Source organism: Pseudoalteromonas sp. MBR-15, from assembly GCF_053628915.1.
Map to the genome: position 1 here is coordinate 42,802 of NZ_JBRJHH010000015.1, position 12,423 is coordinate 55,224.

Sequence of the window (12,423 nt, forward strand, 5' to 3'; positions counted from 1 at the left end):
CCTTACACCTTCATTCTCATTTTGCGGACAACTGTCCTTGTCAAGTCGGTTAAAGTGATTTTTCAACTAGCCGCGCCAGTGCAATTGTTGTAAAATACGCGCGTTTCTAAGCAACCCACATGCAACTTTTTTGAGGAAAACCTGTGAGCGAACAAAAACAGTCTCTTAGCTATAAAGACGCGGGCGTAGATATCGATGCCGGTAATGCACTTGTTGAGCGTATTAAAGGCGTCGTTAAAAAAACCAAACGTCCTGAAGTAATGGGCGGTATCGGTGGTTTTGGCGCACTTTGCGAACTACCAACTGGCTATAAAGAGCCTGTCCTGGTTGCTGGCACAGACGGTGTTGGTACAAAACTACGTTTAGCAATCGATCTTAAAAAGCACGATACAGTGGGTATCGACCTTGTTGCTATGTGTGTGAACGACCTTATTGTACAAGGTGCTGAGCCACTATTTTTCCTTGATTACTATGCAACGGGTAAATTAGACGTCGACACTGCAGCTGATGTTGTAACAGGTATCGGTAAAGGCTGTGAGCTTTCTGGCTGTGCGTTAATCGGCGGTGAGACTGCTGAAATGCCAGGTATGTATGAAGGTGAAGACTACGATATGGCTGGTTTCTGCACCGGTGTTGTAGAAAAGTCAAAAATTATCGATGGCACTAAAGTGGCTGCTGGCGACCAATTAATCGCTCTAGCATCAAGTGGTCCTCATTCAAACGGCTTCTCATTAATTCGTAAAGTACTTGAAGTATCAGGTGCTGACACAAGCGCTGATCTAGCCGGCAAAACACTGGGCGATCACCTTTTAGAGCCAACTCGTATCTACGTTAAACAACTTCTTGAGTTATTTAAGCAGGTTGACGTTCACGCGTTATCGCACATCACAGGCGGTGGTTTCTGGGAAAATATCCCACGTGTTTTACCTGAATCTGCAAAAGCAGTGATCAAAGGTGACAGCTGGGAATGGCCTGTAATTTTCAACTGGTTACAAGAAAATGGCAACATCACAACTCACGAAATGTACCGTACATTTAACTGTGGTGTTGGCATGGTATTAGTTGTTCCAGCCGATAAACTTGAGCAAAGCTTAGCGATTCTAAAAGATCTTGGCGAAAATGCATGGCATATCGGTGAAATCCAAGATGCAAAAGCTGGCGAAGAGCAAGTTGAAATTTTAGGTGGCCGTGATTAATGGCCCCTTGTCGTCTTGTTGTATTAATTTCTGGTAGTGGTTCGAATCTTCAGGCCATCATTGATGCCTGTGGACGTGGTGAAATTAACGCCGATATCGCCGCTGTAATTAGTAATAAAGCCGACGCCTATGGCCTTGAACGAGCAAAGAATGCAGGTATACAAACACGTGTACTTAGCCATAAAGACTTTGACTCGCGCGAGGCCTATGATGCAGAGTTAATGGACATTATTGACAGTTTTGAACCAAATCTGGTTGTATTAGCTGGTTTTATGCGTATTCTAACACCTAACTTAGTGCAAAAATTTAAAGGAAAAATGTTGAACATTCATCCTTCTTTGTTGCCTAAGTACCAAGGGCTGAATACCCATCAAAGAGCTATAGACGCAAAAGATGATGTTCATGGCGTTAGTGTTCACTTTGTGACAGAAGAGCTAGACGGTGGTCCCGTTGTGCTTCAAGCCAAAGTGCCGGTACTCGAAAACGATACCGCAGAAACACTCGCACAACGTGTTCATCAGCAAGAACATATAATCTATCCTTTGGTGGTCAAGTGGTTCAGTGAACAACGACTCAAGATGGAAGCAGATTATGCAGTTTTTGACGAAAAACAACTTCCTGCACACGGCGCGCACTACCCAGAATAAAAATCGAAGTGCCCTACTCGCGTGTGTGGGCACTTTATTACTTCCTACCAGTGTTTTAGCTGGCGATCTCACTCAATACCAAGCCAAATACGATGTACTTCGTAAAGGTGAAACCCATGGTAAAGCAGTACGCGAACTTAAAAAAACAGCCAACGATAGCTATGTGCTAACTTATCATAGTGAAATCGAATGGATGATATTTTCTGATTCACGAAAAGAAACCTCAAAATTTACCTATCAAGATCAAAAAGTATCGCCTTTAAGCTACACAATGGAGCGCTCTGGTACAGGACCTGATAAAGAGTACACATTAAAATTTGATGCTGCACAAAAGCAAGTGAACAGTAATCAAAGTAAATACCCGCTAAAATTTGATTGGTCAGATGATTTTCAAGACTCTCTGTCGTACCAAGTTCAAGTGCGCGAAGAGTTAAAGCAAGGTAAAACCCAGCTTTCATACCCATTAGTAGATAAAAAAGGAAATCTGCGTAGCTACGACTTTGAAGTCATTGGCACCGAAATGATTTCTTTACCAATCGGTAATATTGAAGCCATTAAAGTAAAACGCTTATACGATAACGATAAACGTCAAGCTCTTGCTTGGTTTGCTCCCGAAATGGATTACATGTTAGTGCGTATGTGGAAAGGCGAAAAAGGCGTGGAACAGTTTGAAGTACAACTTAACTCATTCACAGTAACAGCACCTGTGAGTACGCCGACTGCGGTTAAGCAAGAAATGAGTAACGAAGCGCCGTAAAAGCGCTTCGATTTTATCGTTATATTTTCTCACCCATTTTAAATAGCACAAACTCACCTGGTTCCATTTTTTGCCAGCGCTCATCGTGGGTAAGTGGTCGGGTTGCAATGACAGTAACCACATCATTCGGTGTGGTTTCTTTTTGAAAATCAACCACCATATCAGCATCAATTAATGTGGCTTTGCCAAACGGCGCACGACGGGTGATCCAATGCAGATTATTAGTACAATAAGCCAACACATACACGCCATCCGTTAATAGCATATTAAACACCCCCTTTTCTCGCAGAGTATGGGCGAGTTTTGCGGCATAACGGAAAACCGACGCCATGTTGGATGGGCGCTTAGGGTACTTTTCACGAATTTTATCGAGTAGCCAGCAAAAAGCCAATTCACTGTCGGTGTTGCCAACTGGCCGATAGTAATCAGGCTTTAAGTCATGATAATTAGACAACTGACCATTATGTGCGTAAGTAATTTCGCGGCCCCATAATTCACGCGTGAATGGGTGTGTATTTTCAAGACACACGCGGCCACGATTGCCCTGACGAATATGACTAATAACCGAAATACTCTTTATAGGATACGCTTTAACAAGCTTCGCAATCTCAGATTGGCAGCTTGGCTCAGGATCTTTAAACGTACGGCAGCCTTTTCCTTCATAAAAAGTAATGCCCCAGCCATCTTTATGTGGTCCGGTGTTACCGCCACGTTCTAATAAGCCTGAAAAACTAAAACAAATATCCGTTGGTACATTGGCAGACATGCCAAGCAACTCACACATAGAACTCTTTACCTATAAAACTAAATGAAGGAATGGCATTAATAGCGAAGCTGTGCCAGCAGTTATTGTTAAACATAGCGACACTATTAGCAACTACCCTATTTGTATTTTATTAACTATCTGGTTGAACACGCTAAATTTTTACTTTTATCAACATTATTATTTATTAAATCGCAATAATAAACCCGAATGCCAATCTGGTTGTCTGCTCATCATGGTTTACACTGTAAAAAAATGAACAGGTAAAATTAGTTTTATCCGTGTCCCCCTCTTGATAATTAGCGTTTCTAGCGCTACTCTAAGAGAGGTGGTCTGACCTCTATTAAGGAATAATCAATGACTCTCTTATTTTTACTTGGTTTACTCGTGCTGCTTAGTATTGCGAGTTACCACAGAGCAAGCTGGAATACCTGCTTAGGTATTGCCATTGCGACCTTACTTGTTGGCACTTTTGCTGGCGCGTTTGGCGCAATTAGTTGGCTACTATTCTTATTAATTGCTGTGCCACTTTCTGTGACTAGCATTCGTCAACAATACATTATCAAGCCTATTTTTGCTGCATTTAAAAAAGTCACTCCGACAATGTCGGATACAGAAAAATCAGCAATCGATGCCGGTACAACATGGTGGGAAGCGGATCTATTCTGCGGCCGTCCTGACTGGAATAAATTACATCAATACCCAGTACCCAAACTAACCATTGAAGAGCAAGCCTTTATTGATGGTCCTGTTGAAGAAGTATGTGGCATGCTTGATGATTGGCACGCAACTCATGAATTAACCGATTTACCACAAGATGTTTGGCAATATCTAAAAGATAATAAATTCTTTGCCATGATCATCAAAAAAGAATACGGCGGTTTAGAGTTTTCTGCGTTTGCACAATCATGCGTACTGCAAAAGCTTACGAGTAAATCAACACTACTTTCTTCAATTGTCGGTGTGCCTAACTCGTTAGGTCCAGGTGAGCTGCTTCAGCACTATGGTACTAAAGAGCAAAAAGATCATTACTTACCACGCTTAGCAAGTGGTCAAGAAATTCCATGTTTCGCCCTAACCTCACCTGAAGCCGGTTCAGACGCGAGCGCTATTCCTGACTACGGTGTTGTATGTAAAGGTCAGTGGAATGGTGAAGAAGTGGTAGGTATTAGCCTAACATGGAATAAACGTTACATTACCCTAGCACCTGTTGCGACAGTGCTTGGTCTTGCTTTTAAATTACAAGATCCAGACGGGTTATTAGGTGATGACAAAGAACCTGGTATTACTTGTGCGCTCATCCCAACAGACACCCCAGGGGTTGAAATTGGTCGTCGTCACTTCCCGCTAAATGTTCCATTCCAAAATGGTCCTACTCGCGGTAAAGACATTTTCGTTCCACTAGATTACATCATTGGTGGCCCTAAAATGGCTGGCCAAGGCTGGCGTATGTTGGTTGAATGCTTATCGGTAGGCCGCGCAATCACCTTGCCGTCTAATTCAACGGGTGGTATCAAAACCATCGCACTTGCTACTGGTTCATACAGTCGTATTCGTCGTCAATTCCGTTTACCTATCGGTCAAATGGAAGGGGTTGAAGAGTCACTCGCAAAACTTGCAGGTTATGCCTACAGCTCTGATGCCGCAGTCAGCATGTCGACCGGTGCCGTTGACCTTGGTGAAAAGCCGTCAGTGGTATCAGCTATTATTAAATACCACTTAACAGAACAAATGCGTGAAGCAACCATTCACGGCATGGATGTTCACGGTGGTAAAGGCATTATGCTTGGTCCAAACAATTATTTAGGCCGTGGTTACCAAGGTGCGCCAATTGCAATAACAGTTGAAGGTGCAAACATTCTTACGCGTAACATGATCATTTATGGTCAAGGTGCAATTCGTTGTCATCCGTTCGTACTTACTGAACTAGGTGCATGCTCGATTGAAGACCGCGAAGAAGCACTTGCAGTATTCGACAAAGCACTTATGGGTCATATTGGTTTTACCATTTCGAACCTAGTACGTACTAAGTGGTTAGCATTCACCGGTGCGCGCTTTACAAGTACGCCGTACAAAGATGAAACCGCAGAGTTTTACCGCGTAGCGTCACGTTTTAGTGCTTCACTTGCATTAATGTCTGACATCAGCATGGCTGTATTTGGTGGTTCATTAAAACGTAAAGAGCGTATCTCAGCACGTTTAGGTGACTTACTAAGCTACTTATACCTAGTGTCTGCAACACTTAAACGTTACAACGACGAAGGCCGTAAAAAAGAAGATTTTGCGCTTGTTCAATGGAGCTGCCAAGATCACCTTTATCACTGCCAACGTGCACTGGCTGACTTAATTAATAACATGCCATCTGCTGCGCTTCGTGCGATGCTTAAAATCATGTTATTCCCATTTGGTCGCCCGGTACGCAAGCCAACAGATAAGCTTGAGCACAAACTCGCACACTTATTACAAGTACCTAGCGAAACACGTAACCGTTTAGCAAGTTATGTATACCTTAAAAATGAGCCACTTAACTTAGTAGGCCGTCAAGAGCAAACGCTTAAAGACGTACTAGAAGTTGAACCATTATTTGATAAAGTATGCCGCGAAAAAGGCGTAAAACTGCCTTTCTTCCAACTTGATAAAGTGGCACAAATGGGCCTTGAAGCAGGCATTTTAAGCCAAGCCGAAGCTGATAAACTAGCTGCTGTTGAAAAAGCTCGTCTCGATGTAATTAACGTAGACGATTTTGACCCAGCCGACCTCGTTGCAGGTAAAGCTGCACGTAGCGGAAATAACAGCAAAGCTGATGCAGCTTAAGCAATTAACGCTATTCCAATTGTTATAACACACCAAACCAGCGCAAAATGCGCTGGTTTTTTTTGCGCTAAAAGCTGCTGTAAAAAGCACCACACAGCAGCCAAAGCGACCAGCGGCCATTGTAAAACATTTAACAAAAGCATTGCCGCCAATGTCGCTGCACTATAAAACAGTAAACTGGGTATAAAATGACTTAAATAAAACCGTCTGTACTGACCATTTGTTTGAAAAAACACTCGGTATTTTTGAAGCACTGCAAAGCAATCAAACTGTAATGAACTACCTAGTAATACACAGTTTGCCAACACCATAACCTGTATCGCATGATTAAAGTCGCTACGAATTTCAACTAGTTGCACTGCGGCTAATAGGCTTGCAGTAAACAAAGCACTTCGCCAAATTACACTCCAGCTGTGCTCCAAAAAGTAACTAATCCAAAATGAAGTGAGTGAACTAACCACACGTTTGTGACTGAGGTTCATGTTAGGAAAAAATAAACTCCCCATAAAACCAATTAAAAAGCCGCTATGGTAGTGTAAGGAATCTAAACTAAACGGTAAAAGAACCAAAATACTACACGCTAAAAAACCATAAAACAGCGTATAAGGTCTATAAATTACCATTAAACCGCACAGCCACTGCAACAGCATAAATAGAATAAAATGAGGAACCTGCAACCATTGCTGAAGACGAAGGTCAACGGCTATCAAAAAGCTTGCCATTAACCACACATTACTGAGTAGTAAAAGCTTACAGTCGATTAAAATTAGCCAAGCAGGCTTAAAGATATGTGCTTGAAAAGCTCTATTTTCTGAGTTTGTTATAGCAGGAGCAACAGCCCATAACATAACGGCTTGCAGTGCCAGATAGAGCAAAGCTAACTGGGCGCTAAAACGGGCATGTTCATGGCTATCTACAATTTTACCCAGCCCCAAAAATAACAACAGCGCGATGCCTAAAACCGCAGGCCCAAGCACTAACGCAAACAACAAACCAAAGTTTTTAAGCTGCGCCAGTAAGTTCTTAAGTGCTGTTGTATATGCTAAATAGCGGTAGCTCATAAATGCATTATAACGTGACAAGCTCTCTATCATAATGGCGTACACTCAAAGCCTTGGTGTAAAAACACATCTGGCTCGTGGCTGGTTAAAATGATTTGCCCATCGGGTTTATCACTTAAATAGTTATCAAGCAAATTTAGTAAATAATGGATACTTGCTTGGTCAAGTGCTGCACTCGGCTCATCTAAAAGCAAATAAGGCGCCCGCTTCATAAACGTGATTATAAGCTGGCATTTTTTTTGATTGCCTGTCGATAATGCACTAAAACGGGTGTGTAAGTGTTCGCTGAACTTAAATCCGTTAATAAGGTCAATTGGCGCAGGCACATTTAAGGCTTTACAGGTCAGTTGAATAATTTGCTGAGCCGTTAAAAAATCAGGTAAACAAATGCGATCGCTGGCAATAGCCACATACTTTTGTGGTGAACTATGCTGTTTATTAGCATACATTATTTGCCCCGACTGTGGTTTTTCAAGGCCAGCAATTATCATCAGTAACGTGGTTTTGCCACTCCCATTGCTCGCCTGTAAGCACATTTTCTTACTGTTAAATTGCTTATTATAATTTTCGAACACGGTTGCTGTAGCAAAACGCTTATTGAGATTTTTTATTTCTATCATTGCCATTCCTTTGCGAAATTTAAATTGTAACACAGCAATGTCCCTAAAAAGTTACATGCTTTGTAACAATTATTTAGCTGCAAAACTTGCGTTTATATATTGAACAAGTAAGACTCAATAACGGAAAAATAATAAGGAATAATTAAAATGAAACCGAGTTTTCAACTAGCAGCCATTGCGTGTGCATTAAGCCTTGCATTAGCAGGATGTTCACAATCAAACCAAACGACCACCAGCGCAATTAGTCAGCAACAAGAACACACTATTAAACAGTATGACGCTGAAACATTTTTTGATACCACTTCAATTATGGGCAGCAGCTTTTCACCTAAAGGTGACAAAATCCTTGTTAGCAGTGATGAAAGCGGCATCTATAGCCTCTATGAAATTGATATTAAAACAGCGAACAAAACACGTTTAACAAACTTTGAAGACAGCACCTATGCTGTTCGCTATTTTCCAAATGATGAGCGCGTATTATTTACCAAGGACTCAGGCGGGAACGAGCGCTATCATATTTATGTACGTGAGACAGACGGCACTGTCAAAGACCTGACTCCTGGCGATGAAACTCGTGCCAGCTTTGCGGGCTTTACAGACGATGGCAAACACTTTTTTATAACGAGTAATCAACGCGATCCTAAGTTTATGGATTTATATCGCGTAGACAGTTCACGCTATGAAATAACACCTGTTTATCAAAATACTCTTGGTCTAGATGTCGGGGCGATTAGCCCTGATGGCCGCTTTATTGCTTTATCAAAAAATAACTCTAATAAAGACAGTGATGTGTTCATTCTCGATACAATGAAAAAAACGCTCAAACCTGAGCTAATCACTCGTCATGATAATGAAGCGCAATATGGCCCTGAAACATTCTCAAAAGACAGCAAGTCTCTGTATTACTCGACCGATGCAAAAGGTGAATTTTCACAGGTTTGGCGCTATGACTTAACGACAGGTGAGCACAGCCCCGCCCTAAAAGATGACTGGGATGTCAGCTTTATTTACTTCTCAAAATCGGGGCGTTACCAAGTAAGTGGGGTTAATGCTGATGCCAGTACTAAAGTGACAATCATTGACACAAAAACCAATAGACAAATCGATATGCCTGCCTTGCCCCCGGGCAATTTACGTGGTGTAAGCTTTTCAGCTGATGAAAAGAGCATGGCGTTTTACCTAAATTCAGATACCTCGCCAAGTAACTTATTTGTTTGGCAATTAGGCGAAACGAAAGCAAAAAAACTGACCCATACTTTAAGCGATGCAATTGATCAAAATGATCTCGTTGAAAGCACGATTGTGCGTTTTAAAAGCTTTGACGGTTTAGAAATCCCTGGCGTTTTATATAAGCCCAAACAGGCTAATAGTAATAATAAAGTGCCTGCTCTAGTGTGGGTGCATGGTGGTCCGGGCGGCCAGAGGCGCACAGGTTACAGCGCAATGCAGCAGCACTTAGTTAATCATGGCTATGCTATATTTGCTGTAAACAATCGCGGTAGCTCTGGCTATGGTAAAACTTTTTTCCATTTAGATGATAAAAAGCATGGCACAGACGATTTGCAAGATATTGTCTACGGGAAAAAGCACTTACAGAGCTTAGACTGGGTTGATGCTGATAAAATTGGCATTATGGGTGGCAGTTACGGTGGCTTTATGACGGCAGCGGCGCTGGCTTTCGAACCTGAAGAATTTAAAGTAGGTATTAATATTTTTGGCGTAACTAACTGGGTAAGAACATTAAACTCTATACCACCTTGGTGGGAAAGCTTTAAAAAGGCACTGTACGATGAAATGGGTGACCCTGCAACTGATGGCGAACGCCATCGAGCGATATCTCCCCTCTTCCATGCTAAAAACATTACGAAACCACTGATGGTTATTCAAGGTGCAAACGACCCTCGTGTATTGCAAGTTGAGAGTGATGAGCTTGTTGCCGCAGTAAAAGCGAATGGTGTCCCCGTAGAATACGTGTTGTTCGATGACGAAGGTCATGGTTTTACTAAAAAAGAAAACCGTATCAAAGCATCAAACGCGTACCTTGAGTTTTTAAATACGTACTTGAAAAACTAAATTTTAGAAGCCGGTGTACACCGGCTTCTTTATCAAAACACCTGTATAAACCTCAAATATCCTGCATACAAACTACTGTATAAACTTCGATATAAAACACTATATATATTATTTCATCCATTTTTCACAAAATATCACACTGCAAAGAAACAAAATAACCAATTGTTTTTAAATATTTAATTTTTTAAAATTATTAAAAGCTGAATAATTGGTTAAAAAAATAGCAAAAAACACTTGCGCAAAAACACTGTATAAACTACTGTATACACATACTGTATAAACAACCAGTGAGTGAAAGTTATGTTACAGCCAATTACCTTAAGAACCGTTAAAAGCTATCAACAAGATAACGACAAAGCGTCGGTTAATTTAATTCAAATTGAAGACGAAATTTCAGCAACATTTGAGCTATTAAAGGTATTACATCACTATAACAGTCAAAGTGCATGGACATTGTTAATTGCACCTGATCATGTGCCAAGTAAAGCATTACTCGATTCATGTTCAATCGACACCAGTAAACTGTTAGTGATCAGACAAAAGCACCTTGTGAATCTTGAATATGTGTTAAGTTCGGCGCTGCACAACGGTAACTTTGCCGCAGTGATCACCTGGACAGATATTGTCAGCAACAATCAACTAGATTCTATGACTCTTAATTTAGAACATGCATCTGCAAAGTTTTACTGCTTCAACAAAAGCAACCCATTAAACAATTTAGTACCGCAGCCACAATAGGCTTGCTAAAATAGCAATTTATTGTTTTAGGTAAGTTGTTATGACATCACTCACACACTCCCTTTGTCCTTGTGGCAGCAAACAAGATTACTCGCTTTGCTGCCAACCTTTGCACACAGGCGATAGCCAAGCGCAAACGCCGGAACAACTTATGCGTTCTCGCTTTAGTGCTTATGCCTTAAAAGATGCAAAATATGTCTTTACAACATACGCACAAAGCCAACAAACCGCTAACCCTGTTAGCGAAATCAAAGATTTTGCTAATAGCTGTCGTTTTACCAAGCTAAGCGTTTTAGATACTGAATATAACGAGCAAGAAGGTTTTGTAGAATTTAAAGCAAATTACTTTTACCAAAACTTGTATTGTGAGTTACACGAGAAATCGCGTTTTATTAAAGAAGATGGACTATGGCGTTACCTTGATGGTGAAATAACGCCCGTTGCTGATATTAAAATTGGCCGTAATGATGAATGCCCTTGCGGTAGCGGCAAAAAATATAAAAAGTGTCACGCAATTTAAATCACGGCTATTCACTTTTTATATAGCCAATCTAAACCTTGACTAGCCATTGTAGGGAAAGCCGTTGCGTGGTGGGCATGTGATATAAATCAACACAAAATAATGTCATTGTATTTCAGACAATAAAAATGGGCCTCAAGGCCCATTCTTAAATTCTATGAATTATAACGACTATTCTTCGTCAAATTCTTGTAACTGGCGTTGTGCTGGACGCGCTAGAATCTCGACATAAAACGATGTAAGCCCTTTTGCTTCAATATCGCTAATGCATTTATTAATTTCCGCCACATGAACGACTTTCGCGTCGTCAGCTGACTCTCCAAATTTACAATCAAATGCCCAGTAATCGGCATCTTCTGGGAGAGTTTTATTACGCTCACGTTTTAAATACTTCTTCACTTCGTGCTTAGCTGCATCAACCATGCGAGGGTATTTAATTTTCTCATGGTTAAGCGTGAATGTTTTCTTCATTATAGTCCTAATAACTTGGTTCAATGATAATGGCACAAAGCCATTTGGGCGCATTATAACAAGCACATAAAAAATTAGCTGTACTTTTTACTGATTTGCACCAATTTACCTATCTTTGTAAGTGTAGCGTACAAGGCGAGTATGACAATTTCAATTAATTAAGCAGTTGCCAATTGCAAAGGCTGATGAATCGCCTCGTCCGTTAAGCTGTCATAAAACGCAGCTGCATCCATTTGCATACGCTCTGTGGGTGCGTTTTTATCGTAATAGCGTTTTCTGACTGCTGGCTCACAGTTATCGATGACTTCTAACGGCACATGATTTTTATCATCGCGGATAGCAAGCGGCTCAGGACTGAGACAATTACGTAGGCGAATATCTGACAAGCCACCTTGTAAAAGTCGCAGCCCATTATTCTGCCCGATTAACATATCATATTGTTCAGGCGCTAATGGTTGTTTTGGGCCTGCCCCTAACTCATTTCTGAGTACGTGTTCTGAACTCTGAGTATCGGTTAATTCTGTTTTCGGTAAATGAAACTGGCTAAAATCAAGCGCATCATGAGACAGCATCGCCAATAATAAGGCAAACTCACCTTGGCGGTGTTCATGAACACTTTTGTTAAGACGATTATCAAGTTGACTCTCGCTGAGCAACAAACCATCAATTTGCATAGACTTTGGCCGAATAGTTTCAAGATTAACCAGTTATCGGCATTAATCTATTTTTCTTTAGTTTTTTTCTTTACTTAAAGAGCCAGTTT

Annotated in this window: 12 protein-coding genes; 7 read left to right on the top strand and 5 right to left on the bottom strand. The window is 41.1% G+C overall.

All coding sequences use genetic code 11. The features are described from left to right. The first annotated feature begins 143 nt into the window (after nt 1–143). Genes purM through ACSSVW_RS17495 form a run of 3 tightly spaced genes read left to right on the top strand, consistent with a single transcriptional unit; the run spans nt 144 to nt 2,600 of the window. Nucleotides 144–1,196, top strand: coding sequence for a phosphoribosylformylglycinamidine cyclo-ligase (gene purM, locus ACSSVW_RS17485; RefSeq protein ID WP_454179825.1), 1,053 nt, complete (start codon nt 144–146; stop codon nt 1,194–1,196). Further along, nucleotides 1,196–1,843 carry a phosphoribosylglycinamide formyltransferase gene (gene purN, locus ACSSVW_RS17490; RefSeq protein ID WP_065979357.1) on the top strand — a complete coding sequence of 216 codons (648 nt, stop codon included), beginning with the start codon at nt 1,196–1,198 and terminating at the stop codon, nt 1,841–1,843. The genes purM and purN overlap by 1 nt, the downstream gene beginning before the upstream one ends. Then, nucleotides 1,788–2,600 (top strand): DUF3108 domain-containing protein, encoded by an 813-nt coding sequence (locus ACSSVW_RS17495; RefSeq protein ID WP_083422938.1) that lies wholly within the window; start codon nt 1,788–1,790, stop codon nt 2,598–2,600. The genes purN and ACSSVW_RS17495 overlap by 56 nt, the downstream gene beginning before the upstream one ends. 19 nt (nt 2,601–2,619) lie before the next feature. On the opposite strand, the gene ACSSVW_RS17500 is transcribed toward ACSSVW_RS17495, so the two are convergent. After that, nucleotides 2,620–3,384 carry a class II glutamine amidotransferase gene (locus ACSSVW_RS17500; protein ID WP_036969389.1) on the bottom strand — a complete coding sequence of 255 codons (765 nt, stop codon included), beginning with the start codon at nt 3,382–3,384 and terminating at the stop codon, nt 2,620–2,622. A gap of 336 nt (nt 3,385–3,720) precedes the next feature. On the opposite strand from ACSSVW_RS17500, the gene fadE reads away from it, so the two are divergent. Next, nucleotides 3,721–6,177, top strand: coding sequence for an acyl-CoA dehydrogenase FadE (gene fadE, locus ACSSVW_RS17505; RefSeq protein ID WP_036969391.1), 2,457 nt, complete (start codon nt 3,721–3,723; stop codon nt 6,175–6,177). On the opposite strand, the gene ACSSVW_RS17510 is transcribed toward fadE, so the two are convergent. Further along, nucleotides 6,174–7,259: a DUF6136 family protein gene (locus tag ACSSVW_RS17510; protein WP_454179826.1), complete on the bottom strand. Its 1,086-nt coding sequence runs from the start codon at nt 7,257–7,259 to the stop codon at nt 6,174–6,176. The genes fadE and ACSSVW_RS17510 overlap by 4 nt on opposite strands. A gap of 8 nt (nt 7,260–7,267) precedes the next feature. Beyond that, nucleotides 7,268–7,858 (bottom strand): ATP-binding cassette domain-containing protein, encoded by a 591-nt coding sequence (locus ACSSVW_RS17515; protein ID WP_036969395.1) that lies wholly within the window; start codon nt 7,856–7,858, stop codon nt 7,268–7,270. 147 nt (nt 7,859–8,005) lie between these two features. Here ACSSVW_RS17515 and ACSSVW_RS17520 point away from each other — a divergent pair, with 147 nt between their 5' ends. From ACSSVW_RS17520 to ACSSVW_RS17530, 3 genes are all read left to right on the top strand, one after another. After that, complete coding sequence (locus tag ACSSVW_RS17520; RefSeq protein ID WP_454179827.1) at nt 8,006–9,931, top strand: S9 family peptidase; 1,926 nt, start codon at nt 8,006–8,008, stop codon at nt 9,929–9,931. 300 nt (nt 9,932–10,231) lie between these two features. Continuing rightward, nucleotides 10,232–10,669, top strand: coding sequence for a SulA-like leucine-rich domain-containing protein (locus tag ACSSVW_RS17525; protein WP_454179828.1), 438 nt, complete (start codon nt 10,232–10,234; stop codon nt 10,667–10,669). Nucleotides 10,670–10,709: 40 nt separating this feature from the next. Then, complete coding sequence (locus ACSSVW_RS17530) at nt 10,710–11,189, top strand: YchJ family protein (RefSeq protein WP_454179829.1); 480 nt, start codon at nt 10,710–10,712, stop codon at nt 11,187–11,189. Nucleotides 11,190–11,360: 171 nt separating this feature from the next. On the opposite strand, the gene ACSSVW_RS17535 is transcribed toward ACSSVW_RS17530, so the two are convergent. Together ACSSVW_RS17535 and ACSSVW_RS17540 are read right to left on the bottom strand one after the other, a co-directional pair. Further along, nucleotides 11,361–11,660, bottom strand: a complete 300-nt coding sequence (locus ACSSVW_RS17535) for a DUF6172 family protein (protein ID WP_036969405.1) — start codon at nt 11,658–11,660, stop codon at nt 11,361–11,363. 158 nt (nt 11,661–11,818) lie between these two features. Continuing rightward, on the bottom strand, nt 11,819–12,334 hold the full coding sequence (locus ACSSVW_RS17540; protein ID WP_454179830.1) for a VC2046/SO_2500 family protein: 516 nt from the start codon (nt 12,332–12,334) through the stop codon (nt 11,819–11,821). Nucleotides 12,335–12,423: the final 89 nt, after the last annotated feature.

Coding starts and splice junctions, on each gene's coding strand:
- purN (WP_065979357.1), top strand. CDS start 1,196: ATGGCCCCTTGTCGTCTTGTTGTATTAATTTCTGGTAGTGGTTCGAAT.
- ACSSVW_RS17495 (WP_083422938.1), top strand. CDS start 1,788: ATGCAGTTTTTGACGAAAAACAACTTCCTGCACACGGCGCGCACTACC.
- ACSSVW_RS17500 (WP_036969389.1), bottom strand. CDS start 3,384: ATGTGTGAGTTGCTTGGCATGTCTGCCAATGTACCAACGGATATTTGT.
- fadE (WP_036969391.1), top strand. CDS start 3,721: ATGACTCTCTTATTTTTACTTGGTTTACTCGTGCTGCTTAGTATTGCG.
- ACSSVW_RS17515 (WP_036969395.1), bottom strand. CDS start 7,858: ATGATAGAAATAAAAAATCTCAATAAGCGTTTTGCTACAGCAACCGTG.
- ACSSVW_RS17520 (WP_454179827.1), top strand. CDS start 8,006: ATGAAACCGAGTTTTCAACTAGCAGCCATTGCGTGTGCATTAAGCCTT.
- ACSSVW_RS17525 (WP_454179828.1), top strand. CDS start 10,232: ATGTTACAGCCAATTACCTTAAGAACCGTTAAAAGCTATCAACAAGAT.
- ACSSVW_RS17530 (WP_454179829.1), top strand. CDS start 10,710: ATGACATCACTCACACACTCCCTTTGTCCTTGTGGCAGCAAACAAGAT.
- ACSSVW_RS17535 (WP_036969405.1), bottom strand. CDS start 11,660: ATGAAGAAAACATTCACGCTTAACCATGAGAAAATTAAATACCCTCGC.
- ACSSVW_RS17540 (WP_454179830.1), bottom strand. CDS start 12,334: ATGCAAATTGATGGTTTGTTGCTCAGCGAGAGTCAACTTGATAATCGT.